This is a genomic window from Mycobacterium sp. shizuoka-1 (assembly GCF_002723835.1).
Classification (GTDB): Bacteria; Actinomycetota; Actinomycetes; order Mycobacteriales; family Mycobacteriaceae; genus Mycobacterium.
Map to the genome: position 1 here is coordinate 1 of NZ_BEWG01000006.1, position 25,864 is coordinate 25,864.

Below are 25,864 nucleotides of genomic sequence, written 5' to 3' on the forward strand. Positions count from 1 at the left end.
ATCTCGGTGGGCGGGCCGGGATCGATGGTCGGCTTCGACTTCGCCCGCACCTTCAACCCGCGGTCCACGCTGGGCACCGCGCAGGGTGCGGTGAACATGGGCGGTTTCCTGGCCTCGCTGCTGGTGATGCAGGCCATGGGCATGATCATCGGCGCCAACGGTGGCTATTCGTTCGAGTCGTTCCGGCTGGCGTGGTGTGTGCAGTACGTGGTCTGGGTGCTGGCCGTGGTCGGCATTCTCATCACCCGCAAGAAGGCCCGCCGCACGATCGGCGACATCGAGGAGAGTCGCTACCTGCTCGAGTTCTTCACCGACAGCGAGTTGCAGCCGGCGTCCCGACGTCCCCGGTGATCAGCGCTTGCGGCTGCTCTCGCGCCGGTTGGCCTTCTCGATCTCGGTGACCAACTGGTCCTTGGTCATCGTCGAGCGGCCACTGATGTCGAGCCGTCTGGCGACGTCCAGCAGATGCTTCTTGCTGGCCGTCGCGTTCACGCCCTCGGCGCTGGTGCCTTTCGGGTTCGGTCCGCCGCTGCGTGCCCGCGAATCCGACGGGCCCTTGACGTCCTTGGGTTCCCAATGGTCGCCGACCTTTTCGTAGCTGTGTTTGAGCGCGCTGTAGGCCACCCGGTGCGCGCGTTGGCCTTCGCCGTACTCCTTGACTGCCGAGTCATGCGCTTTGGCGAAGGTGCGCTGCGCCTTGGCGTCCGACTTTTGCAGTGTGCTGGGCAGCTCGCTCTTCTTGGCGGCGCCCTTCTTGGTTGTCTTGGGCATTTCCGATCACCTCCGTTGCGGTCGGCTACCCCTGCCACAGCGGTCGAAAACGTCCGCGGTAACGCGCCGCCGGCGGCGATCGATATCCCAGTCAGCCCCGAGCTGTCGTGTAAAACCCGACTCCGCGGCAGCCCGGGCTCCAACTTCTCGGCGGTTCCCGTCTCGCGAACGCGACGTTTGGTTACGCGGTACCGGAGGTATCACCCAGGCATCGGAAGGGATGCACCATGGGTTTGGACCTCACGCCGACCACGGCACAGCACGATCTCGCACGCCGCACACATGAGTTCGCCGAACAGTGCATCCGCCCCGTTGCCGGCGAGTACGACCGGCACCAGGAATTCCCCTGGCCGGTGCTCGAGGAAGCGGCAGTCCGGGGCTTCTACAGCCCGCTGTTCTACCGGGACCTGATCGGTGATCCGACGGGTCTGTCACTGCCGATGTTCATGGAGGAGCTGTTCTGGGGTTGCGCCGGAATCGGATTGGCGGTGGTCATGCCGGCGTTGGCGCTCTCCGCGATCGGCCAGGCTGCCACGCCGGAGCAGATGCTCACCTGGGCCCCCGAATGTTTCGGCACGCCGGGCGATCTCAAACTGGCCGCACTGGCCATCTCCGAGCCGGAGGGCGGTAGCGACGTCCGCAACCTGCGCACCCGGGCCCGTCGTGCCGGCCCGGGAAAGGATGCCGACTGGATCATCGACGGACACAAGATGTGGATCGGCAACGGCGGCATCGCCAACGTCCACGTGGTCAATGCCGTGGTCGACCAGGAACTGGGGCATCGCGGGCAGGCGTTGTTCGTGGTTCCCGGCGGCACACCGGGTTTGGAGTTGGTCCGCAAGCTGGACAAGCTGGGTTGTCGCGCCTCGCACACCGCCGAACTGACCTTCACCGAGGTGCGCGTTCCCGCCGAGAACCTGCTCGGCGGGGCGGACCGGCTCGAACACAAGCTGGCCAAGGCCCGGGAAGCGGTCGCCGGCGGTCGGCGCTCGGGCTCGGCCACGCTGGGAACGTTCGAACAGACCCGCCCGATGGTGGCCGCCCAGGCGCTGGGCATCGCACGCGCCGCCCTGGAGTACATGACCGCGTACGCGAATCGCCGGGAGGCGTTCGGCGCCCCCATCATCGACAACCAGGGCATCGCCTTTCCGCTTGCCGATCTGGCCACCGCCATCGACGCCGCCCGGCTGCTGACCTGGCGGGCATCCTGGATGGCGGCCAACGGCGTCCCGTTCGAACGCGGCGAGGGCTCGATGGCCAAGCTGGCCGCCAGTGAGGCCGCGGTACGGACCACCGAGCGGGCCATCCAGACCTTGGGCGGCTGGGGCTACATCAGCGATCATCCGGTGGAGAAGTGGTACCGCGACGCCAAGCTGTACACGATCTTCGAAGGCACCAGCGAGATCCAGCGGATCGTGATCTCCTCCGCCCTCGGCGCCGCCGACGGCGGCCCGCCGCTGCACGTCGAGCTGGAACCGTCCGGCGGTCCGTTCAACCGGCTGTTCGGCCGCGGCACCCCGGCGCGCAGCCGGATCGCCAGCGCCGCACTGGCCATGCGTGACCGGGTGCCGGAGCCGGCCATGCGGGTGGTGATGAAAGCCCTCGCACCGCCGCGGCGATGATTCCCGTCATCCGGTGACTTCCGGCCCTCCCGCGCCCCCGGCGGGTCCGACACACTGACCATCGGGGTTACGGAAAGGCCGGCCATGGCTCGCGAGAAGGCTCACAAGGCGACGCAGCAGGTGGTCAACCACCTCACCACCTTGGACGCCGGCTTCCTCCAACTCGAGGACACCGACCGGCACGTCAGCCTCGCGATCGGCGGTGTCGCGGTGTTGGCCGGCCCGCCGCCGGAATTCAGCGAGCTGATGGAGACCATCGGCACCCGCTGCCTGGCCAACCCGCGCGCCACCCAGGTGCTGCGCACCCACCCGCTGGATCTGGCGGCACCGGAATGGGCCGACGACCCTGCCTTCGACCTGGCCCGGCATGTCCGCCGCACGGCGCTGCCGCACCCCGGCGACGATGCGGCGTTGTCCGCCGAGATCGCCTCGATCATGGAACGCCGGCTGGACCGGTCCCGACCGCTGTGGGAGTGCTGGGTCATCGAGGGTCTGGCCGGCGACCACTGGGCGGTACTGATCAAGGTGCATCACGCGCTGGCCGACGGGATCGCGGCCACCAACCTCCTCACGGCGTTGTGCGATGACGTCGACATCGCGAGCTTCGCCACCGCGATCGGGGCCGCCCAGCATCCGCGCCGCCGGGGTCGCCCACCGCTACCGAGCCTGAATCCGCTGGATTGGCTGGGTGATTCGGTACGGTTCTCGCTCGGCGCGGGCAGGGTCGCGCTGCGCGTCGCGGGTGGCGCCGCCGGACTGACCGCCGGCCTGTTGCGCCCGGCCGCGCGGTCGTCGCTGAACGGGCCGGTGGGTGACTTGCGCCGCTACGGCGCGGCGGTGGTGAAGTTGCGCGACGTCGAAGACATCGCCCATACGTTCGGCGCCACGATCAACGACGTCGCTCTGGCGGCGGTGGCCGACAGCTACCGGGCCGCGCTGCTGCGCCGAGGGCTGCAGCCCCGACCGGATTCACTGCGCACCCTGGTCCCGGTCTCGGTGCGTGGTAGCGACGCCATGGATGTCTCGGACAACCGGGTTTCGCTGATGCTGCCGTTGCTCCCGGTCGATGTCGCTGATCCGCTGCACCGGTTGCGGGCCGTGCACGATCGGCTGTCGGTGGCCAAGTCCAGCGGCCAACGCCAGGCGGGCAGCATGCTGCTGTGGGCGACGAACCTGCTTCCGTTTCCGGTGACGGCGTGGACGGTGCGGCTACTGTCGCTGCTGCCGCAACGGTCGGTGGTCACCGTGGTGACCAATGTGCCGGGTCCGCGGCAACCCTTGACCGTGATGGGGCACAAGGTACTTCGGGTGCTCCCGATCCCGCCGATCGCGGCGGGCTTCCGCACCGGTATCGCGATCTTCAGTTACGCCGACGAGTTGGCCTTCGGACTCCTCGTCGACTTCGACGCCGCGCCGGACGTCGACGAACTCGCAGCGGGGATCGAACGCGGCGTGCAGCGACTGCACCGGCTCACCAGGGCCAGTGGACGCTCGCGACGCAAGGGCGATCTGCTGTTGCTGTCCAACGGCTGAGGTCAGCGCGGCGGGGGTAACCGGCCGCCGTGGCTGAAACGTGCTGCGCGACGCCCGATTCGGTGATCGAGGCCGCGGGTGCGGGCAGTCGGTGCTCCCGAACGGATCGGCTCGGCATAGAACACCACCTTGGTGATCTCCACCAGCACCAGGTATGCGATGGTGAACAACGCCAGCGCGCCGTAGAACTGCCACGGCAGCGGCGTGAAGCCGAGCGGGTGGGCCAGCGCGGACACGGTCAGGCCGACGCCGATCGCGATCACGGTGAAGGTGGCCGCGGTCAGCACCCCGCCCGGCCTGCTCCGCAGGAAGGGCACCCGGCGGGTACGGATCGCGAAGATGATCAGGGTCTGGGTGGCCAGCGACTCCACGAACCAGCCGGTGCGGAATTCCACCGGCCCGGCGTGCAGCACGCCGAGCATCAGCCCGAAGGTCAGGAAATCGAACAGCGAACTGATCGGACCGAAGGTCAGCATGAAGCGCCGGATGAACGCGATGTTCCAGTGCGAGGGCGCGTGCAGTTGTTCCTCGTCGACCCGGTCGGTGGGGATGGCCAGCTGCGAGCTGTCGTAGAGCAGGTTGTTCAACAGGATCTGGCTGGGCAGCATCGGAAGAAATGTCAGGATGGCCGACGCGGCGGCCGCCGAGAACATGTTGCCGAAGTTGCTCGACGTGCCCATCAACACGTATTTGATGGTGTTGGCGAAGATCCGCCTGCCCTCGGCGACCCCGGTGGCCAGCACACCGAGGTCCTTCTCCAGCAGCACCACGTCCGCGGCGTCCTTGGCGACGTCGGTGGCGGTGTCGACGGAGATTCCCACATCGGCGGAGTGCAAGGCCAGCGCGTCGTTGACGCCGTCGCCGAGGAATCCCACCGATCGGCCGGTGCGGCGCAGCACGGTGATCAGCCTGGCCTTCTGTTCCGGTGAGATCCGGGCGAACACGCTGGTGTTCTGCGCTGCGGCTTCGAAGGCGGCGTCGTCGAGTTCGGCCAGCGCGGCTCCGGAGATCGTGCCTTTCGACGGCAAACCCAGGTCGGCGCAGACCTTTTCGGCGACCTGCGGGTTGTCGCCGGTGGCGATCTTGACCTCGATGCCGAGCGCGGCCAGCCGGGCCAGCGAATCACGGGCGGCCTGTTTGGGCGGATCGGCGAACACCAGGAAACCGTCCAGCCTGAGCCCGGTCTCGTCGGCGGCGGTGATCTCGGACAGGTCCGGGGCCGGCCGACTCGCCACCGCGACCACCCGTCTGCCCTGGCCGAACAGCCGGTCCAGGATGGGCTGGGCGCTTTGCGGCACCGACTCGCAGTGTGTGAGGACCTGTTCGGGCGCGCCCTTGACGATCAGCCGCCGGCCACCGGCGTCGTCGACCAATGCCGACGTCGCCCGGCGGGTGTGGTCGAACGGCAGCTCGGCGACCCGGCGGGCATCTCTGGTGACGACCTGGCGACCGGCCTCGCAGTCCCACAGCGCGGCATCCATCTCGTTGGCGCTGGTGCCGCCGCACGCCGGATCGACGTCGGTGGCCAGCAACCCGGTTCGCAGCACCGCGTCCGAGGTCACACCGGCCGCGTCGACGGCCTCGATGAGGGTGATTCGACCTTCGGTCAGCGTGCCGGTTTTGTCGGTGATCAGGATGTCGATGTCGCCGAGGTCCTCGATGCACACCAGCCGTTTGACCAAAACCTTGAGCCGCGCCAGCCGCCGCGACCCGGTGGCCAGGCTGGTGCTGACGACGGCGGGCAGCAGCTGCGGGGTGATGCCGACCGCGATCGCGAGCGCGAACAACACCGAGTCGATCACCGGACGGCGCAACAGCAGGTTGGTGGCCAGGATCACCACGGTCAGCGTGATCGCCACCTGCAGAAGCAGATACGAGAACCGCCGCAGGCCGGTCTGGAAGTCGGTCTCGGGCTGCCGCTCCCCCAGGCCGGCCGCGATCTTGCCGAACTGTGCGTCCAGGCCGGTGGCGTAGACCACCGCGGTGGCATCCCCGGCGCTGACGACGGTGCCCATGAACGCGAGATCGCCACAATCGGCCAGCGCGGCATCCGCGGGTGCGGGTGCGACGGACTTCTCGGCGGCGGTGGACTCACCGGTGAGGATGCTCTCGTTGCATTCCAGACCGTTGACGGCGATCAGCCGCACATCGGCCGGAACCAGCTCGCCGAGGGACAGCGCGATGATGTCGCCGGGTACCAGCTCGTTGACGTCGAGCTTGACGAGGTGGCCGTCGCGGCGCACCACCGCGTTGTGCCGGACCCGCGAGTGCAGTGCGGCGGTCGCCCGCTCTGCGCGGTACTCGTTGAGGAAGCCCAGGCCCACGCTGACCACCAGGATCACCCCGATGATCACGGCCTGGGTGGAGTCACCGAGAAAGAACGACAGCACGGCGGTGGCCGCCAGCAACGCCAGGACAGCGTTGTTGAGCTGTCTGCGCAGCACCGCCCAGGCGCTGACCTGATGCGTGCGAAGCGAATTGGGACCCCAGCGGGCCAGCCGCGTGGCCGCCTCCGCGCCGGACAGTCCATCGGTACCGGTGTGCAGCCAGTCCAGCACCTCGGCCACCGGCGCCGCCGCGACGGCGGCAGCGGTCAGCGACGCAGAGCGTTCATCGGGGACGGTTGCCGTCACCGGCCAGCGCCGCTTCCAGGAGCAGATGTCGCTCGGCGGCGGCGACGGTGCGCCGGGCGCGACCGGCCGCGTCGGGATTGACCGAGATCGACGTGATGCCCATCCGGACAAGATGTTCGGCGAAGGCTGGTTTGGTCGATGGCGCCTGCCCGCACAGCGAGGATGTTATGCCCAACCGGCGGGCGGTGGAAATGATGCGGCCGATCGCGTCCAGGACGGCGGCGTCGGACTCGTCGAACAACTCCGCGCACAGATCGGAGTCGCGGTCCACACCGAGCATCAGCTGGGTCAGGTCGTTGCTGCCGATGGACACGCCGTCGATCCCCATCCCCACGTACTCGGGCAGCCAGTGCACCACCGACGGCACCTCCGCCATCACCCAGCGGTGCAGGCCGCGTTGCCGGCCCAACGGGCTGGCGTCGACCAGCGACAAGCATTCCTCGAGCTCCCAGCGGGTGCGCACGAAGGGAATCATCAAGTGCAGGTTGGGGTTCTGCTCACGGACCCGGGCCAGGGCACGCAACTCCAAGGCGAAGACGTCGGGCTCTTTGACATACCGGTAGCAGCCGCGGTAGCCGATCATCGGGTTGTGTTCGACGGGTTCGTAGGCGTCGCCGCCCTGCAGCCCGCGGAACTCGTTGGTCCGGAAATCAGTGGCGCGGTAGACCACCGGCCGGGGGGCGAAGGCCGCGGCGATCCGCCCGACCGCCGCCGCCAGCGCATCCACCAACGTCTCCTGCTCGCCGCGGGCGATCAGGTCACGCGGATGCCGGTTGCGCAGGGCGTCGGTGAGGATGAACTCCGCACGCAGCAGGCCGACTCCGTCGACGTCCTGGGCGGCAACGCGTTCGGCGCTGTCGGGCATGGCCAGGTTGACGTAGATCTTGGTGGCGGTGACCTCGGCGGGCGCCACGCCGACCGAGTCGGCCGCCGGCGCGGCGGCGGGTGCGGTCTGGGCGCCGCCGGTCGCGCGGCCGGCCAGTACCCGGCCGTGCGTGCCGTCGACGGTGACGACCATGCCGTCTTTGAGATCGGCGGTGGCGGTGCGCGCTCCGACAATGCACGGCACCCCGAGCTCGCGAGCGACGATCGCGGCGTGGCAGGTCATTCCGCCGGTGTCGGTCACCAGCGCGCAGGCCCGGCGCATCGTGGGCAGCCAGTCCGGATTAGTCATCTGGGCCACCAGCACCTCACCGTCCTGCAGGCGGGCGCCGTCGGCGACATCGGTGAGCACGCGCACGACGCCGACCGCCTCGCCGGGTACCGCGGGAAGGCCCTGGGCGACCACGTCGTGGGTCTCTGGCACGGGCTTACCCACCCGGTGCAGTGTGGTGATCGGACGGGTCTGCACGATCCACGTCTTCCCGTCGGCGATCGCCCACTCGGTGTCCTGCGGGCAGCCGCTGTGCCGTTCGCTGCGGACCGCGATCTCGGCGATCAGCCGCACCTCGTCGTCGGACAACACCTGCGCCAGCCGGTCCGGCTCGGGCAGGTCGATGTTCTGGTCGCTGCCGTCGGCGCCGCGGATGATCTTGAAGGACTTGTATCCGATCCGCCGGGACAGAATCTCACCGGTTTCCTTGGCGATCACATAGGTGTCGGGCTCCACCGAGCCGGAGACGACGACTTCACCCTGGCCGAACGCCGCCTCGATGACCACCCGGTCCTCGGCGTCGGTGGTGGGGTCGGCGGTGAACGCCACACCGGCGCGCTCCGAGGCGATCATCGTCTGCACCACCACCGCCATCGCGGGGTCCGCGGAGAAGCCCCGGCTGGCCCGGTAGGCCACCACCCGCGGGGCGAACAACGATGCCCAGCAGCGCTGGACGGCATCCAGCAGTTCGTCCTCACCGCAGATGTTGGTGAAGGTCGCGTTCATGCCCGCGAACGATGCGTCGGCACCATCCTCTCCGGTGGCCGAGGACCGCACGGCAACACTCGTGCCCGGCCCGAGCCGCCGATAAGCGCCGAGCACCAGCTCGCGAACCTCGTCGGCAATCCCCGCCTCCAGGACCAGGCTCTGCATCTGCTGGCACATCGCGGTCAACTTGTCGGTATCGCCGATCTGGGTCATCGCCTCCCGGTGCGCCGCGTTGAGCTCGTCGGCGACACCGGCACCGTTCATCGACGCCAGGTAGCAGTCGCGCAGCAGGACGAAGCCCGGCGGGACGGGCAGTCCCGCGGACACCATCTCGCCCATGTTGGCGCCCTTGCCGCCGGCCTCCTCGGCGTCGCTCATCCGCAGCTCGGCGATGTCTTCGACGAAATGCATCTCAGATCTCCTCCATGGTCACAGGGTGCTCAGCTGGCCGGCGAACAGGCGTGCCGGGCCTGCGCCACGGCATCGGCCAGCGGCGCGGTGGTGTCGATGCGTACTGCGCCGGCCCATGCCTGCTCGGTGCGCTCGGCCAGCGCGGTGGTGATCTCCGGCGTCACTTGCGAGGTGGTGTGGGTGCGGTCCCGAACCCGGGCCAGGGTGGCGTCCAGCGATGCGGTGCAGGCGAATTCGATCTCCGTCGCGCCGGCTTCGGCAGCGATGTGCCGGGCCATTTCGCGGTGGCGCGGATCGTGCCACGTCCCGTCCAGGACGACGCTGCGGCCCTCGCACAGTCCCAGGTGGGCCCGGCGCAGCACCCCCTCGTACACCGCGTCGATGTTCTCCCGGGTGTAGATGCCCTCGTCGAGCACCCCTGGTTCTCCGGTGATCTCGCCACGGCGGACCATCTCGGCCCGCACGTCGTCCGTGGAAATAACCTGTGCTCCAAGCTCTTCGGCCAACGCCCGAGACAACGTCGTCTTACCGGTGCCGGGGCCACCGCCCACCAAGATCAACCGGACCGCCCCGGCCCGCAGATGAGCGCGAGCGATGTCCAGATGCCGCCGCGCATCCGCGGCCGCCGCGCCATCACCCTGAAGGTGGCGCACACAGTCCACCTTCGCTCGCACCACCGCGCGGTAGGCGATATAGAAGTCCAGCAGGGCGACCGGCGCGTCATCCTCGGCAAGCCGCAGGTACGTACGCAGGAACTGCTCGGCCAACTCGGTGTGGCCGAGGAATTCCAGATCCATGGCCAGGAACGCGGCGTCGTCGACGATGTCGACATAGCGCAGGTGGTCGTCGAACTCCAGGCAGTCCAGCAGCGCGGGACCGTCGTCGAGACAGAAGATGTCGTCGGCCAACAGGTCGGCGTGGCCGTCGACGATCTTGCGTTCGGCGATCCTGCGGGCGAACAGTACCGACCGACCTGTGATGAAATCGATTGCCAGTCGGGCGATATCGGCGACCACGTCCGGCTCCAGCCCCGGGACGACGCCGTCGGCGTAATGCCGGAGCTCGGCGAGGTTCTCCTGCCAGCGCGCGGTGATCGCGTCCACCCTGGCCTGGGCGTCCACCTCGCGGCCGCGGGCGGCCGAGGCATGGAAGCGGGCCAGCACCAGCGCCACCGCCGTCAACTGCGGCCCGACCGGTTCGCCGCCGCGCACCAACGTCGACAGCCGCAGCTCGTCGGGATGGCGGACCATGACGATCACCGGTTCCGGACTGCCACCGGGTGCCGTGAAATGGGCGACCCCACGATAACTCTCGGGAGCCAGCCGGCTGTTCAGAGCGACCTCGTGCGCGCAGGCGCGTTCACGGCTCTGCAGAGTGGAGAAGTCGAGAAAATCGGTGACGACCGGCTTCTTGATTTTGTAGGCCCGATCGCCGATCAGGAACACCATTCCGGTGTGGGTTTCGGCGATCTCGGGGCGGAATCCCATGACGTCGATCCTGACCCACCACCAGCGGGGACACAGCGGCACTACGGCCACTTCTGAAGTGACTTCTGGCCCCTGCCTGCCGGGCACAGCGGTCCTATCGTGGACCACGGAACAGAAAGCGGTGGTTGCCCATGGCCGAATCGGCGCTCGATCCCCAGGTGTTGGCGAACGCGGTGGAGCTGGCCTGCCGGGCTCCTTCGGTGCACAACAGCCAGCCGTGGCACTGGGTGGCCGAAGGGTCCTGCATCAAACTCTTTCTCGAGGCCCATCGGGTGCCGCACGCCACCGACCTGAGCGGCCGCGAGGCGATCATCAGTTGCGGGGCCGTGCTGGATCACCTGCGGGTGGCTGTCGCCGCGTCGGGCTGGCAGGCCCACGTGTCACGGTTCCCCAATCCCAATGATCCCGACCACTTGGCCACCGTCGACTTCACTCCACGGGAGTTCGTCACCGATGCCGACCGGGCGCGCGCCGACGCGATCCTGACCCGGCACACCGACCGGCTGCCGTTCGCGCCGCCACCGGCCTGGGCGACCTTCGAGCCGGTCTTGCGCAGCACGATCGACACCGATCTGGCGGCATTGCACGTGCTGCCCGCCGCGGTACGGCCGCAGCTGGCCGAGGCATCCCGGTTGACCGAGTCGCTGCGTCGGTACGACCCCTCCTACCATGCTGAATTACATTGGTGGACAGCCCCGTACGAAGTATCCGACGGTGTTCCCTACAGCAGCCTGGTGTCGGTGGCCGAGCGCGACCGGGTCGACGTCGCGCGGGCGTTCCCGGCCGGCGAGCACCCTGACCGACGTCCGGAGGTCGACCACGACCAGTCCACGATCGTGGTGCTGTCGACCTACGGCGACTCCCGCCGCGACGCCCTCGGCTGCGGCGAGGTGCTCTCCGACGTGCTGCTCGAAGCCACCCTGGCCGGACTGGCCACCTGCACGCTGACCCACATGACCGAACTGGCCGCCAGCCGCGACATCGTCCGGGCGCTGACCGGAGCCGACGACGATCCGCAGCTGCTCATCCGGATCGGCCTGGTGCCGTCGATCGCGCAGCTGCCCCCGGCCACTCCGCGTCGCCCGCTGGCCGACGTGCTGGAAGTTCGCGGCTGAGTCAGGTGGCGGCGTGGGCCGCCTCCGCACGCCGCTTGATCCCCAACAGCATTCCGCGGGTCATCAACGACACCACAGGGCCGGACAATTCGGCGCCGAGCACCTCACCGGGCAGCCGCATCCGCGAGCGGTTGCGCACCAGGAGCCGGCAGCGGTCCTGCCAGCGCGGCTCGATATGGAACGACCACACCCCGTCCCACGGCAGCCGGCCCGGATCGGCCCGCAGCACGATCGACTGACCTTCGATGACCTGTGCCACCGGCAACGCCAGCCCGTCGCGCAGCCCCATCCAGCCGCGCGGTGCCAGCCTGATCACATCCCCGACGGCGAGCTGTTGCCACTCGGGATGGATGCGATCGGCGTTGCGGAACTTCAGCCCCACCGAGTTCTCCACCGCCTCGTAGGTGTACAGCCCGCCGCGGTCCTGGCCCATCTGGACCAGCCACGGCCACACCTCCTCGGCCGGTGCGTCCACCCACACCCCCTCGGTCGTCTGCACCGCCGGGCGGCCGACGAGTTCGTCACCGGGAAGGGGTGTTTCGCATTCCTGCTTGGTGGTCCCCCAGTTCCGGTAGAAGCGCCGCGCCCCATAGAGTCCGGCCCCGGCGAGCACCGTCGCCATCACGCTCTTCCACATGCCGTCAGTGTGGCCCAGATCGCCGGCACGCCGTAGGGCCTTCTGCCCACCGCGACAGGACTTCGGTCCCTACCGACGACCTGGGCGCAGTGGTCGGATCGAGGGGAACGAGGGGGCAGTGATGGACGAGAACGACACCAAACATTCGCTAGTGCTGATCGCCGTCGACGAGGACGCCGACCGAACCCGGGCAACGGCCCGGCTGTCCTGGCGCGACACCGTGCTGGTGGGGATGGGGACCGCCCGGATGGCGGCCGGTGACGAGCACGCAGTGGAGCTTCGCGACGAGGTGGCTGTCGCCCGGGCGTTGTCGAACCTGGCCAATCAGCTGTTCGCCACCTCCATGTCGGAGATCGAGACCGTTGGGAGCCGACGGCGTCCGTTGACCGCGCTCACCGGGGGCCGGCGATGACACCGTCCACCGGTGTACGGCGCCAGCAGCCACGCCGGGTGTTCAAGGACCGACGCGAGGCCGGCCAGGTGCTGGCCGGGATGCTGCAGGCGTACCGTGGCAAACCCGGCGTGGTCGTGCTCGGGCTGGCCCGCGGCGGCATCCCGGTCGCTTTCGAGGTGGCCAGTTCGCTGGGCGCGCCGCTGGATGCGTTCATCGTGCGCAAGCTCGGCGCGCCCGGGCACGAGGAGTTCGCCGTCGGCGCGCTGGCCAGCGGCGGCCGGGTGGTGGTCAACGACGACATCCTGCGGGGCCTGCGGATCACCCCCGAGCAGTTGCGCGAGATCGCCGAGCGGGAGGCCCGCGAATTGGCCCGCCGCGAGGCGACCTATCGGGAAGGCCGTCCGCCACTGCAGCTCACGGGTAAGACCGTGATCCTCGTCGACGACGGATTGGCCACCGGGTCGAGCATGCTGGCTGCCGTGCAGGCCCTTCGGGAAGCCCAGCCCGCCGAGATCGTGATCGCTGTGCCCGCCGCCCCCGAGTCCACCTGCCGTGAGTTCGCCGGCATCGTCGACGACGTGGTGTGCGCCTCCATGCCCACCCCATTTCTGGCGGTGGGCGAATCATTCTGGGACTTCACCCAAGTCAGCGACGACGAGGTGCGCGAGCTGCTGGCGCGGCCGACCACCGGGGTGCCTGCGCCGGGCCCGCAGCGCCCCGCCGATCTGGTGGCCCGCGCCGCGATCGACGCCCCCGGCGGAGTGCCGCCGCGGGACGTGCTCGAGGACCTGATCGGCGACGCGCGGGTGGTCCTGATCGGCGAGAGTTCACACGGAACGCACGAGTTCTACCAGGCTCGGGCCGAGATCACCAAGTGGTTGATCGAGGCGAAGGGCTTCAACGCCGTTGCCGCGGAAGCGGATTGGCCCGATGCCTACCGGGTCAACCGCTATGTGCGCGGTCTGTCGGGCGATTCCACCCCGGAGGAGGCTCTGCGCGGGTTCGAGCGCTTCCCGGCCTGGATGTGGCGCAACTCCGTCGTCGAGGACTTCGTCGGGTGGTTGCGCTGGCACAACGGACGCTGCGCCGCCGACGGGCGGCGCCAAACCGGTTTCTACGGGCTTGACCTCTACAGCCTGCACCGGTCGATGCAGGAGGTCGTCGCCTACCTGGACACCATCGATCCGAGCGCGGCAGCACGGGCCCGGGCCCGCTACGCCTGTTTCGATCATTCCGACGGCGACGACGGTCAGGCCTACGGTTATGCGGCGGCCTTCGGTGCCGGCGCGTCCTGTGAACGCCAGGCCGTCGAGCAGCTGGTGGAGATGCAGCGCAACGCATTGCAGTATCTGGCCGCTGACGGCGAGCTCGCCGAGGACGAGCTGTTCTACGCCCAGCAGAACGCGGTGACGGTACGCAACGCCGAGGCCTACTACCGCGGGATGTTCGGTGGCCGGGTCACCTCGTGGAACATGCGCGACAAGCACATGGCCAAGACACTGGAGGCTCTGCTCGCCCACTTGGACAAACACTCTGCCGCCGAACCGGCCCGAGTCGTGGTGTGGGCACACAACTCTCACGTCGGTGATGCCCGCGCCACCGAAGTCAGCGCCGACGGCCAACTGACCATCGGCCAGCTGGCCCGCGAACAGTACGGCGATCAGTGCCGGCTGATCGGCTTCTCGACCTACCGCGGTACCGTCACCGCGGCCAGCGACTGGGGCGGCATCGCCGAGCGCAAAGCGGTGCGCCCGGCCTTGGCGGGCAGTATCGAGGAGCTTCTGCACGAGACCGGCAAACCGGCGTTCCTGGTACCCATGCACGACGGCTCCCCGGCCGCCCACGTGCTGGAGGTCGTGCGGCTGGGGCGCGCGATCGGCGTGATCTACCTGCCCCGGACCGAACGGCAGAGCCATTACTTCCACGTGCGACCGTCCGACCAGTTCGACGCGATGATTCACATCGACTCCACCCGTGCCTTGGAACCACTGGAACCGACCAGCGTGTGGATCGCCGGGGAAACCCCGGAAACCTATCCGAGCGGCCTGTAATCGATGGACACACTGACCGTCGCGGGGCACCGCATCGTCACACTCACGATGAATCCGGCCCTGGACATCACCACCAGCACCGACCGGGTGCATTCGACCGACAAACTCCGATGTTCGGCGGCCCGCTACGACCCGGGCGGCGGGGGCATCAACGTGGCGCACGTGGCCGAGGTGCTGGGGGCCCCGGCCACCGCCATCTACCCGGCCGGCGGTTCGGCGGGCGACATGATCACCCGGCTGCTGACCGCTGAAGCGGTGTCGGTGCACCCCATTCGCATCGGCGGTTCGACGCGGGAAAGCATCACCGTCAACGAACTCAGCACCGGCAAGCAATTCCGGTTCGTACTGCCCGGTCCCGAGCTCACACTCGCCGAGCAGACCGAATGTCTGCTGCAGCTGCGCCGGGCGGCGGCGTCGGCGGCGATCGTGGTGGCCAGCGGCAGCCTTCCGCCCGGGGTGCCGGCGGACTTCTATCAGCAGGTCGCCAACGTGTGCCAGGAGATCGGGGCGCTGTTCCTCCTGGACACCTCCGGTGGCGGGCTCCAGCACGTCACCTCGGGCGTGTTCCTGCTCAAACCCAGCGTCAGGGAGCTGCGGGAGTGCGTCGGCCGCGACCTGGCGACCGAGGCCGAGCAGCTCGGCGCCGCCCGTGAGCTGATCGGCCGGGGCTGCGCCCACCACATCGTGGTGTCGCTCGGCGCGCAGGGCGCCCTGCTGGTGACGGCCGACGGGGCCTACCGGTTCGCCGCCGTCCCGGTGCCGCCCGGCAGCGGTGTGGGTGCCGGCGATGCCATGGTCGCCGGCATCGCCGTGGGCCTGACCCGGGGTTGGCCGCTGGTCAAGGCGGTCCGGTTGGGTGTCGCCGCCGGAGCGGCGAAATTGCTCACGCCAGGTACGGCGCCGTGCACCCGGGAAGACACCGAGCGGCTCTTCGAGCTGGCCGATCATCCTGTCGAGCTGGCGCCGGCCGCCGGCTAGGGCCGTTTTCGCACCACTTGGGGACCTTTTCCCCTCAGACTCGCAGCACGGCACCGATAACGTCGGCACAATAGAAGTCGCCGTCCCGTGGAGCCAGAGATGCCCGAACCATTCGCAGCGCCGTCGATAGTCGTCGGCGTGGACGGGTCCCGGGGCGCCGTGCGGGCCGCGGTGTGGGCCATCGACGAGGCGGTCAGCCGCGACATCCCACTGCGGCTGGTGTACGCGATCGACTCTCCCGGCGACGCGGCGGTCGACCCGCAGGACGAGGCTCGCCAGCTGGCCAGCGCCGAGTTGGCGCTCCGTTACGCGGCGGGCGCCGTGGAGGCCACCGAGCGGGCGGTCAAGGTCGAGGTCGAGATCCTGCACGGCCGGCCGATCGCCACGCTGGTGGATGCCTCCCGCTCGGCGGCGATGGTCTGCGTCGGGGCCGTCGGGATCAAACATTTCGACCACAACCGGATCGGGTCGACGGCCACCACGCTGGTGGCTTCCGCGCACTGTCCCGTCACGATCGTGCGTGGCGCCGACCGGTCCGCAGCGCACGAGGCCGGCTGGATCGTCGTCGAGCTCGACGACTCCCCCGACAGCGCGGCGGTGTTGCAGTTCGGGGTCGAGGAGGCACGCCTGCGGTCGGCGCCGCTGCGGGTACTGAGCTCATGGCAGTCGCGCTACACCGACGTGCACGACTCGCATGCGGTCTCCGACGGCAACCGGATGGTGCGGGCCCAGCTCGACCGCCGGCTGTCGAACTGGAAGCACCGCTACCCGGACCTCGATGCGCGGCCGGTCGCTGTCCACGGCAGCGTGCTGCACTACCTAGCCAAGCACGGCGAGGAGATCCAGCTGGTCGTGGTGGGTGCGCGCAACGCCGACGGGATCGAGGAGCTGCTGGGCCCGACCGGGTCGGCGGCGCTGCACAACACCGAGTGCTCGGTACTGGTGGTCGATCGGCAACGCCTGTTGTGACGAATATGGGCTGACCGACCGATATCGTTAGCCCATGGTCAAGGTGTTTCTCGTCGACGACCACGAAGTCGTTCGCCGTGGACTGATCGACTTGCTGTCGGCGGACCCCGAACTCGAGGTCATCGGCGAGGCCGGTTCGGTCGCCCACGCGCTGGCGCAGATCCCGGCGCTGAGGCCCGACGTCGCGGTGCTCGACGTGCGCCTCCCCGACGGCAACGGCATCGAACTGTGCCGGGACCTGCTGTCCAAGATGCCCGACCTGCGGTGCCTGATGCTGACGTCGTTCACCTCCGATGAGGCGATGCTGGACGCCATCCTGGCCGGCGCCAGCGGTTATGTCGTCAAAGACATCAAGGGGATGGAGCTGGCCCAGGCGATCAAGGATGTCGGCGCGGGCCGCTCGCTGCTGGACAACCGGGCGGCGGCGGCGTTGATGGCCAAGCTCCGCGGGGCCGCCGAGCGCTCCGATCCGCTGTCCGGCCTGACCGAGCAGGAGCGAGTGTTGCTGGGGCTACTCGGCGAGGGACTGACGAACAAGCAAATCGCGGCGCGGATGTTCCTGGCCGAGAAGACGGTGAAAAACTACGTCTCGCGATTGCTGGCAAAGCTTGGCATGGAGCGGCGCACCCAGGCGGCCGTGTTCATCTCGAAGCTCGACCACAATCACCACACCGAAGACTGAAGCGCCGCCGCCGATCTGGTGGCAGCATGTATTCCGTGTCCGACAGGGTCCGCCCGAACGGCAGTCACCAGAGTGCGCCACCGGTGCGCGACACCCTGTCGCAGCTGCGCCTACGCGAACTGCTGGTCGAGGTCCAGGATCGGGTCGAGCAGATCGTCAAGGGCCGCGATCGCCTCGACGGCCTGGTGGAAGCGATGCTGGTGGTCACCTCCGGCCTCGAACTCGATGTCACCCTGCGCACCATCGTGCACACCGCGATCGACCTGGTCGACGCCCGCTACGGCGCGCTGGGCGTGCGGGGCCACGACCATGAGCTGACCGAATTCATCTACGAGGGCATCGACGCCGAGACCCGTGAGCGGATCGGTCCGCTGCCCGAGGGCCGCGGTGTGCTCGGCCACCTGATCGACGAGCCGAAACCGATACGACTGGACAACATCCTGCAGCATCCGGCTTCGGTGGGTTTCCCGCCCAACCACCCGCCGATGCGGACCTTCCTCGGTGTTCCGGTGCGCATCCGCGACGAGGTGTACGGAAACCTCTACCTCACCGAGAAGGCCGACGGACAGCCGTTCAGCGAAGACGACGAGGTGCTGGTCGAAGCCTTGGCCGCCGCCGCAGGCATCGCCATCGACAACGCCCGGCTGTACGCGCAGTCCCGCACTCGGCAATCCTGGATCGAGGCCACCCGCGATATCGGCACCGAACTGCTGGGTGGCACCGATCCGGCCCGGGTCTTCCGGCTCATCGCCGACGAGGCGCTCGATCTCACCGCGGCCGACGCGGTCATCGTCGCGGTGCCCACCGACACCGAACTCCCCACCGACCGGGTCCGCGAACTCCTCGTGGTCGAGACGGCCGGCGTAGTCGGCCCCGCGCTGTCGACGCAGCCAATCCCAGTGGCGGGCAGCGTGATCGGTAACGCCTTCGCCACCCAGACGCCGCACCGCTTCGACAGCATCGGCGACGAGTTGACGGCCATGCCCGAGGCGGGTGCCGCGCTGGTGCTCCCGCTGCGCACCACCGACACCGTCGCGGGGGTGGTGGTGATAGTCCGCCGCCGCGGCCGGCAGACGTTCACCGACGAACAGCTCGACATGATGGCGGCGTTCGCCGATCAGGCCACGCTGGCCTGGCAGCTGGCCACCACCCAGCGGCACCTGCGCGAGCTCGACGTGCTCTCCGACCGCGACCGTATCGCCCGCGACCTGCACGATCACGTGATCCAGCGGCTGTTCGCGATCGGGCTGTCGCTGCAGGGGACGATCCCACGCACCCGGGTGCCCGAGGTCCAGCAGCGCCTGATCGACACCGTCGACGAGTTGCAGGGGGTGATCCAGGAAATCCGGACCGCGATCTTCGACCTGCACGGCGGGTCGGCGGGCACCACGCGACTGCGACAGCGCCTCGACGAGGCGGTCGGCGCGTTCGCCAGTGCGGACCTGCGCACCACGGTGCAATACATCGGGCCGTTGTCGGTGATCGAACCCCCACTCGCCGATCACGCCGAAGCGGTGGTCCGGGAGGCGGTCAGCAACGCGGTACGACACGCCAATGCCCGCACCCTGACCGTCAATGTGCGGGTGGAGGACGAACTGGCGATCGAGGTGGCCGACGACGGATGCGGCATGCCCGCCGACGTCACCGCCAGCGGGCTGAACAACCTGCGCCGCCGAGCCGAGGAGGTCGGTGGGACCCTGCAGATCGGGTCCGCGCCGGACGGCGGCACCGTCCTTCGGTGGACGGCACCGCTGCCCTGAGGGTCAGCGGGCCACGATGACCGGCATCCGCACGCCGTGCACCACCGCGGTGCCGACCGAGCCGAGCAGCATGCCGGCGAACCCGCCTCGTCCGTGGCTGCCGACCACCACCAGCTGCGCCGATTCCGACTGCTCGATGAGCTGGCGGGCCGGCCGGTCGGCCACGACCACCCGGCGGACGGGAACGTCAGGGTAGCGCTCCTGCCAGCCCGCGAGCCGCTCGGAGAGGGTCTCCTCCCCGATCGACTGCATGGTCGACCAGTCGACGCCGGGAAACTCGAACACCCCGGTGTCGCTCCAGGCGTGCACCGCGACGAGATCGACGCCGCGGAACGACGCCTGCTCGAACGCGATGGCCAGCGCCCGCTCCGACGCCGGCGACCCGTCGACACCGACGACCACCGGCGCCTTGGACGGGTGCGCCATCAGGGGATCCTCGTCGTGGATGATCGCCACCGGGCAATGCGCATGATGTACCAGCCCGGTGCTGACCGAACCGAGCAGACCGCGGGCCAGCGCACCACGGCCACGGCAGCCCACGACCACCAGCTGCGCGTCCTTGGACAGGTCCACCAGTGCCGGCACCGCCACCCCGGAGACCATCTCCGTGGTCACCTCCACCGCACGGTCCTGGGTGGCCAGCTGGACCGTCTTGCGCGCGTCCTCGAGGATTTCCCGACCGGAGTCCTCCTGCCACTGCAGGTAGCTCGACGGCATCGGGACCTCGGGAAAGGTCATCACGACGGGCGGAACGAGGACGTGCACCAGCCGTACCGACACCCCGCGCAGCGCTGCGTCGCGCGCCGCCCAGTCGACGGCGACCTTCGACTCCGGGGATCCGTCGACCCCGACCACAGTCTCATATTTCGTTGCAGGAGTAGACATTTGATGCTCCTTCCGACTAGTCACGCGATCCGGCCCCGATATGGGCACTCTGACATCGCTGCTCACCACGGTAGGCCTACCGGTCCTTTTGATCATGAGGCGTTGGTCCCACGCGCGATGGCCACAAGGCCCTGATCGTGACCCGGCCGGTGTGGCAGGGTCGGGTTCATGGCGAGTGAGGGCCTTGACGATGGTGTCGGCTCGGACATCGGTCTGCCGGTCTCGATCGATCCCCGCTATCACGACGCGGTGCTGTTCGACCTCGACGGCGTGGTCACCGACACCGCGTCGCTGCACGAGTCGGCCTGGGCAGAGTTGTTCGACGAGTTCCTGAGCCGGCGCCCGCCCAGCGACACCGAAGACCACACGACCTTCACCAGTGCCGACTATCGGCATCACATCGACGGCAAACCGCGCTATGACGGCGTGCGCGACTTCCTGGCCGCGCGCGGGATCGCGCTGCCGTGGGGCACGCCGTCCGACGACGGCGAGGACACCGTCTGCGGGCTCGGGAACCGCAAACAACGGCTGTATCTGGCCAGGATCGCCGACGGGGTGCCGACGTTCGACTCGACGGTGGCGCTGGTACGCAGACTGGACGAACTCGGGGTCGGAACCGCCGTGTACTCGGCCAGCCGCAATTGCGAGACCGTGCTGGAGTCGGCGGGCATCGGCGGCTTCTTCGCGGTCCGGGTCGACGGCGTGACGGCCGACGAGTTGGGGCTGCCCGGCAAACCGGACCCGGCGATGCTGCTGGAAACCGCGCGCCGACTCGGTGCCAACCCAGGCCGGTGCGTGGTGGTCGAAGACGCCGAGGCCGGGGTGAGCGCCGGGCGCACCGGCGGGTTCGGACTGGTGATCGGGGTCGATCGGACCGGGACTGCCGGCCCGAACCTACTGCGGTGCGGCGCCGACGTGGTGATCGGCGACCTGGCCGATGTCACGGTGCGTGCGATCGATCGCCGGATGTCGACCCTGCCCGACGCCCTGCTGTCCTTCGGTCAGGTGGCCGGCGTGGTCGGGGCCCGCACGCCGGCGTTGTTCTTCGACTTCGACGGCACGGTGTCCGAGATCGTCGGCGATCCGGCGGCGGCCACCCTGGTGCCCGGCGCGGACAAGGCGCTGCAGGCGCTGGCCGCGTTGTATCCGGTTGCCGTGCTGTCCGGTCGCGACCTGGCCGATGTCCGCGCTCGGGTGGGCATCCCCGGATTGTGGTATGCCGGCAGTCACGGGTTCGAGATGGTGGCACCCGACGGCACCCACCACCAGAACGAGGTCGCCGCCGCGGCGGTGCCGGTGCTGGCCGCGGCGGCCGGCGAACTCACCGCCGAGCTGGCGTCGATCCCCGGAGTCAGCGTGGAGCACAAGCGATTCGCCGTCGCCGTGCACTACCGCAACGCCGCCGAAGGGGCTGCCGCCGCCGTGACCGCCGCCGTCCACCGCGCCGGAGCGCGTCACCACCTCAAGGTGACGGCCGGCCGCAAGGTCGTCGAGCTGCGGCCGAACCTGGACTGGGACAAAGGCGCAACGCTGGAGTGGATCACCGCGCAGGTCGCGGGCGCCGACCCGATACTGCCGATCTACATCGGTGACGACCTGACCGACGAGGACGCCTTCGACGCCGTCCTGCACGACGGGATCGGCATCGTGGTGCGCCACGACGAGGACGGCGACCGCTCGACCGCCGCGCGGTTTTCGCTGGCCGACCCGGTCCAGGTCGCCGTGTTCCTCGACCGGCTGGTCGACGAGTGCGCCGTGGACCGGCACATGTCGTACAGCCCGTGGTCGTTCACCTTCGGCGGCTACCTCCCCGAACAGGAGCGGTTGCGCGAGGCGCTGTGCACCGTCGGCAACGGGTACCGGGCGACCCGGGGCTGCGCGCCGGAGGCCGACGCGGGCCCCTTCCACTATCCGGGGACCTATGCGGCCGGCCTGTTCAACCGGCTGGCCGACGAGATCGGCGGCGTCCGGATCGAGAACGAAAGCATGGTCAACCTGCCGAACTGGCTGTCGCTGAAGTTCCGGATCGACGGCGGGGACTGGTTCGACATCGACACCGCCGAGATCCTGTCCTACCGGCAGTCGCTGGATCTGCGGCACGCCGAGCTGACTCGCGAGTTCCGGTTCCGCGACCCGTCGGGGCGGACCAGCAGGGTGCGCCAGCGCCGTATCGCGGCGATGCACCTGCCACACGCCTGCGCGCTGGAAACCACGATCTCGGCCGAGGACTGGTCGGGCACTGTCGAATTCCTGTCGGTTGTCGACGGCGACGTCCGCAACAGCGGTGTCGAGCGGTACGCCGACCTGGCCAGCGACCACCTGGTCGCCACCACGACACGGGAGCTGTCGCCGAATTCGGTGCTGCTGGTGTGCGAGACGGTGCAGTCACGCGTACCGATCGCGGTGGCGGCGCGCACCCGGGTGTGGCTCGGTCAGTCGCGGATCGAGGCCGACGGCCGGTTCGTCGACGAACACCGGCGCACCGGGCACGACTACGTGGTGAGCCTGCAGGCCGGGGAGTCGGTGGTGGTGGAGAAAATGGCCGCCATCTTCTCCGGCCGCGACCACGCGATCTCCGATCCCGGTGACGCCGCGCAGCGGCTGCTGAGCCAGCTGGGCCGCTACGGCGACCTGCGCGCGGGTCACGTCCGCGAATGGGCGCACCTGTGGGAGCGATTCGACATCGCGTTCGAGGACAACCCGGATGCCCTGCGCGTGGTCCGACTGCACTTGCTGCAACTGCTGCAAACCGTGCCCAACCGGGCGGCGGACCTCGACGCCGGCGTGCCCGCCCGGGGCCTGCACGGTGAGGCCTACCGGGGCCACATCTTCTGGGACGAGCTGTTCGTCTTTCCCGTGCTCAACATGCGGGCGCCGGAGACCACCCGCTCGTTGCTGCGGTACCGCTACCGGCGGCTGCCCGAGGCCCGCCGCGCCGCCAGGGAGGCCGGTCTGGCCGGCGCCATGTTCCCGTGGCAATCCGGCAGCGACGGTCGTGAGGAGAGCCAGAAGCTGCACCTCAACCCGAATTCGGGCCGGTGGAATCCGGACGCCAGCGCCCGTGCCCACCACATCGGCAGCGCGGTCGCCTACAACGTGTGGCAGTACTACCAGGTGACCGGTGACCTGGAGTATCTGATCGAGAACGGCGCGGAGATGCTCGCCGAGATCGCCCGATTCTGGGTCAGCCGAAGCGAATTCGACGAGAAGCTCGACCGCTATGTGATCCGCGGTGTGATCGGACCCGACGAGTTCCATTCCGGCTACCCCGGCGCACCGTTCGACGGCGTCGACAACAACGCCTACACCAATGTGATGGCGGTCTGGACGATCGTGCGGGCCCTGGATGCCCTGGATGCCCTGCCGTTGCGCGACCGGTTGGACCTCATGGAGCGGCTGAACATTCGCGGCCGCGAACTGGACACCTGGGACGAGGTCAGTCGCCGGATGTACGTCCCGTTCCACGCTGCCGGTGATTCGGGTGCGCTGGTGATCAGCCAGTTCGAGGGGTACGGCGATCTCGCCGAACTCGATTGGCACGGCTACCGGGAACGCTATGGCAACATCCAGCGACTCGACCGGATCCTGGAAGCCGAGAACGACAGCGTCAACCGCTACCAGGCGTCCAAGCAGGCCGACGTGCTGATGCTGTTCTATCTGCTGTCTTCCGATGAGCTGCGAGAGCTGTTCGCCCGGTTGGGATACCGCTTCACCGGCGATCAGATTCCGAAGACCGTCGACTACTACCTGCACCGGACTTCGCACGGCTCGACGCTGAGCGGGGTGGTGCACGCCTGGGTGCTGGCGCGCGGTGACCGCGAGCGCGCGATGCGGTATTTCCAGCAGGTGTTGATGTCCGACGTCGCCGACATCCAGGGCGGCACCACTGCCGAAGGCATCCACATCGCGGCGATGGCCGGCAGCATCGATCTACTGCAACGCTGCTTCACCGGCTTGGAAACCCGCGCCGACCGGCTCATCTTGTCCCCGATGTGGCCGGAAAGCCTTGGTGCCCTTCGGCTTCCGATCTATTACCGGGGTTACCGGCTACACCTGACCATCCACGGCCGGACGGCCGAGATCAGCGTCGACCCCACCGACCATCCCGCGATCGAGATCGAGTGCCGGGGCAAGGTGGCGCGGCTGACGCCCGGATCGTCGCTGAAGTTCTGCTGAGCAGCAGCCGGTGACGGCGGGTCAGACCGCACCGACGACGAAGGCGCCGTCGTTGAGCCAGTCGGCCACTTCCGCAAGCGGGCGGCGCGGCGTCGCGGGCAGCGGGTCGGCGTTGACCGCGGCCCAGCCGACCCGCAGCATCATCTGCGGGTAGCCGCTGGTGCCGAAGACGTCCGCCCGGATCGCTTCGCGGGTCTCGGCGATCTCGAGCGGCTCGGTCACCGGGCAACTCGCCAGGCCCATCGCCGTCGCCGACAACAGCACCAGACTCGTCGCCTCCCCGGCGCGCAACCGTGCCATGTCGTCGTCGGTCTCGGTGCCGAGCGCGAGCAGGACGGCGTTGTCGTCCCCGGGCGACGTCTGTGCCGGCTGAGGCAGTGCCGCACCGGCGAACAGTCGGGCGGGGATCGCCGCCTGCGAGTCCGACACCGGGGTGTTGCGCGCGGGTACACCGGCCACCGACCCGTACCGGCCGCTCCACGCGTTGAGTTCGCTCAGGTAGTCGGTGTCGCTGGTGTGCTTCCAGACCGACTGCGCGATGATTGCCGACAGGTGCGGGAGCAGATCCAGCTGACGTAGCATCACTCCGGCTCGCGCCGCCCGGGCACCCATCAACGTGATGTCACCGCCGGGCACCGGCCACGAGCTGTAGTTGCGGCGGTCGGTGCGCCTGCGCGCGATCGCGGCGGCCAGCGTGATGTCGAGTTCTCCCGGTTGCTGGCGGTGCACCTCGATGGACGCCAGGTGGTCGGGTTCGGCGGGATTGGGGAAGCGATGGACCTTGGCCTGCCAGCCCATCGCGGCCAGCGCAACGGTGCAGTGGTGCAGGGCGGCCCCACAGCTGACGAGCAGGTCACGCCGATCGGGGTCGGTCTTGGGCAGTGCGCGACTGGGATCGGCGTACAACTGCAGACTGTGCGGCCCGACGCGCCAATGCCACGGCTGTGAGTTGTGCACCGAGGGCGCCCGGCTAGCCAGAGTCAGGACGGCCCGAACCGTCTCGGCGTCGGGAAAGTACGCGCTCATGGTCTAACTGTCGCCCGGCCCTGCACAGATCGGACAGAGACGTAAGTCCTCTGCAGCGAGGACTTGTGCAGCACGATCGCGGGTGCTCAGCCGGCCCCGGACGACGCCGACTGCGGCACGATGGTGGCGACCCGGTGGAAAGCCGGTGGCGTCGGCCGACAACGTCCCGCCGGCCAATCCCACGGTGCCGTGCCGGGCGGAACCGTAGGCGACCAGTATCCGGGTCATCGCGCGGCCTCGGCGTTCGCCTTGATCTGGCGCAGGGTGGCGCGCAGGATGTGCGCGACGAACGGGCGGATCAGCCACCAGTACCGCGCGAACCGCCGACGCGATCTTGGATCGGTTGTCGCCGTCCGGCATTCGTAACTGAGCAGGGTTGCACCCGGGCCGTAGGGGCGGACCGAGAAGTTGGCGGCGATCTTGCCCCAGCCGGGCTCGTCGAATCCCCGAAACGTGGTGGGGTCGACGCTTCGCCACTCGATCACCGGCTGCCAGAATCGTCCGACCGCGCCGAAGGCGATCTCCGCGCCGTCGCGTTCGCCGAGCACGAGCCACCCCCGGCAGGCCTACTCCCTCCCCGATGACCAGCCTCGGCAGGCTGGGAAGCCGGTGCCCGGTCAGCCGGGATGGCAGCTGGCGCAACCACATGGACGTATCGAGGAGCGGGCTGTGCACCGTCAGCAGATCCAGCCCCCGGGCCGCCCGATAGACGATGTCGGGATCGGCGCGCACCACGAGGTGTTCGGCGATGGCCACGTCATAGTGCGGCAGCGCCGAATCGATGACCATGCCCTCGATGCCGGTCGTCATGGGCCCCAATCCTGCGCACCGCCGGCGGCGGCGCGGAAGGGCCTGACGTCCCTCGCGTAAGGG

The 25,864-nt window shown here is 69.1% G+C and carries 18 protein-coding genes and 1 pseudogene; 11 read left to right on the forward strand and 8 right to left on the reverse strand.

Annotated elements, in window-relative coordinates; translation table 11 throughout:
- Positions 1-351 (forward strand): annotated as a pseudogene (locus MSZK_RS01155) (MFS transporter); the annotation flags it as partial.
- Here the strand turns inward: MSZK_RS01155 and MSZK_RS01160 are convergent.
- On the reverse strand, positions 352-771 hold the full coding sequence (locus tag MSZK_RS01160; protein WP_099243990.1) for a ChaB family protein: 420 nt from the start codon (positions 769-771) through the stop codon (positions 352-354).
- 227 nt (positions 772-998) lie between these two features.
- On the opposite strand from MSZK_RS01160, the gene MSZK_RS01165 reads away from it, so the two are divergent.
- Both MSZK_RS01165 and MSZK_RS01170 read left to right on the forward strand, forming a co-directional pair.
- A complete protein-coding gene (locus MSZK_RS01165) occupies positions 999-2,393 on the forward strand; it encodes an acyl-CoA dehydrogenase family protein (protein WP_099243992.1) in 1,395 nt (464 codons plus the stop codon).
- 84 nt (positions 2,394-2,477) lie between these two features.
- Positions 2,478-3,926: a wax ester/triacylglycerol synthase family O-acyltransferase gene (locus MSZK_RS01170; protein ID WP_099243994.1), complete on the forward strand. Its 1,449-nt coding sequence runs from the start codon at positions 2,478-2,480 to the stop codon at positions 3,924-3,926.
- Between the two features lie 2 nt (positions 3,927-3,928).
- Here MSZK_RS01170 and mgtA read toward each other — a convergent pair whose 3' ends face one another.
- From mgtA to MSZK_RS01185, 3 genes are read right to left on the reverse strand one after another with little or no spacing between them, the layout of a single operon-like run.
- Complete coding sequence (gene mgtA, locus MSZK_RS01175) at positions 3,929-6,559, reverse strand: magnesium-translocating P-type ATPase (protein WP_099243996.1); 2,631 nt, start codon at positions 6,557-6,559, stop codon at positions 3,929-3,931.
- Positions 6,537-8,831, reverse strand: a complete 2,295-nt coding sequence (gene ppsA, locus MSZK_RS01180) for a phosphoenolpyruvate synthase (protein ID WP_099243998.1) — start codon at positions 8,829-8,831, stop codon at positions 6,537-6,539. The genes mgtA and ppsA overlap by 23 nt, the downstream gene beginning before the upstream one ends.
- 29 nt (positions 8,832-8,860) lie before the next feature.
- On the reverse strand, positions 8,861-10,318 hold the full coding sequence (locus MSZK_RS01185; RefSeq protein ID WP_099244000.1) for an AAA family ATPase: 1,458 nt from the start codon (positions 10,316-10,318) through the stop codon (positions 8,861-8,863).
- Positions 10,319-10,449: 131 nt separating this feature from the next.
- On the opposite strand from MSZK_RS01185, the gene MSZK_RS01190 reads away from it, so the two are divergent.
- Entirely contained in the window at positions 10,450-11,433 is a 984-nt protein-coding gene (locus MSZK_RS01190; protein WP_099244003.1) for an NAD(P)H nitroreductase, read from the forward strand.
- A gap of 1 nt (position 11,434) precedes the next feature.
- Here the strand turns inward: MSZK_RS01190 and MSZK_RS01195 are convergent, their stop codons facing one another.
- Positions 11,435-12,070 carry a hypothetical protein gene (locus MSZK_RS01195; protein ID WP_099244006.1) on the reverse strand — a complete coding sequence of 212 codons (636 nt, stop codon included), beginning with the start codon at positions 12,068-12,070 and terminating at the stop codon, positions 11,435-11,437.
- A 121-nt stretch (positions 12,071-12,191) separates the two neighbouring features.
- Here MSZK_RS01195 and MSZK_RS01200 point away from each other — a divergent pair, with 121 nt between their 5' ends.
- The 6 genes from MSZK_RS01200 (at position 12,192) to MSZK_RS01225 (ending at position 18,904) form a co-directional block, all read left to right on the forward strand.
- Positions 12,192-12,482, forward strand: coding sequence for a dsRBD fold-containing protein (locus MSZK_RS01200; protein ID WP_099244008.1), 291 nt, complete (start codon positions 12,192-12,194; stop codon positions 12,480-12,482).
- Positions 12,479-14,515, forward strand: a complete 2,037-nt coding sequence (locus MSZK_RS01205; RefSeq protein ID WP_099244010.1) for an erythromycin esterase family protein — start codon at positions 12,479-12,481, stop codon at positions 14,513-14,515. The genes MSZK_RS01200 and MSZK_RS01205 overlap by 4 nt, the downstream gene beginning before the upstream one ends.
- Before the next feature lie 3 nt (positions 14,516-14,518).
- On the forward strand, positions 14,519-15,493 hold the full coding sequence (locus tag MSZK_RS01210) for a 1-phosphofructokinase family hexose kinase (RefSeq protein WP_099244012.1): 975 nt from the start codon (positions 14,519-14,521) through the stop codon (positions 15,491-15,493).
- 99 nt (positions 15,494-15,592) lie between these two features.
- Entirely contained in the window at positions 15,593-16,462 is an 870-nt protein-coding gene (locus MSZK_RS01215; protein ID WP_099244014.1) for a universal stress protein, read from the forward strand.
- Positions 16,463-16,496: 34 nt separating this feature from the next.
- Positions 16,497-17,144, forward strand: a complete 648-nt coding sequence (locus MSZK_RS01220) for a response regulator transcription factor (RefSeq protein ID WP_099244016.1) — start codon at positions 16,497-16,499, stop codon at positions 17,142-17,144.
- A gap of 26 nt (positions 17,145-17,170) precedes the next feature.
- Positions 17,171-18,904: a GAF domain-containing protein gene (locus MSZK_RS01225; RefSeq protein WP_099244018.1), complete on the forward strand. Its 1,734-nt coding sequence runs from the start codon at positions 17,171-17,173 to the stop codon at positions 18,902-18,904.
- A 3-nt stretch (positions 18,905-18,907) separates the two neighbouring features.
- Here MSZK_RS01225 and MSZK_RS01230 read toward each other — a convergent pair whose 3' ends face one another.
- On the reverse strand, positions 18,908-19,789 hold the full coding sequence (locus MSZK_RS01230) for a universal stress protein (RefSeq protein ID WP_099244020.1): 882 nt from the start codon (positions 19,787-19,789) through the stop codon (positions 18,908-18,910).
- 168 nt (positions 19,790-19,957) lie between these two features.
- Here MSZK_RS01230 and otsB point away from each other — a divergent pair, with 168 nt between their 5' ends.
- Positions 19,958-23,965, forward strand: coding sequence for a trehalose-phosphatase (gene otsB / locus MSZK_RS01235; protein ID WP_099244022.1), 4,008 nt, complete (start codon positions 19,958-19,960; stop codon positions 23,963-23,965).
- Positions 23,966-23,986: 21 nt separating this feature from the next.
- Here otsB and MSZK_RS01240 read toward each other — a convergent pair whose 3' ends face one another.
- Both MSZK_RS01240 and MSZK_RS01245 read right to left on the reverse strand, forming a co-directional pair.
- Positions 23,987-24,991 (reverse strand): nitroreductase family protein, encoded by a 1,005-nt coding sequence (locus tag MSZK_RS01240; protein ID WP_099244024.1) that lies wholly within the window; start codon positions 24,989-24,991, stop codon positions 23,987-23,989.
- 224 nt (positions 24,992-25,215) lie between these two features.
- Positions 25,216-25,539, reverse strand: a complete 324-nt coding sequence (locus MSZK_RS01245; protein WP_099244026.1) for a hypothetical protein — start codon at positions 25,537-25,539, stop codon at positions 25,216-25,218.
- Positions 25,540-25,864: the final 325 nt, after the last annotated feature.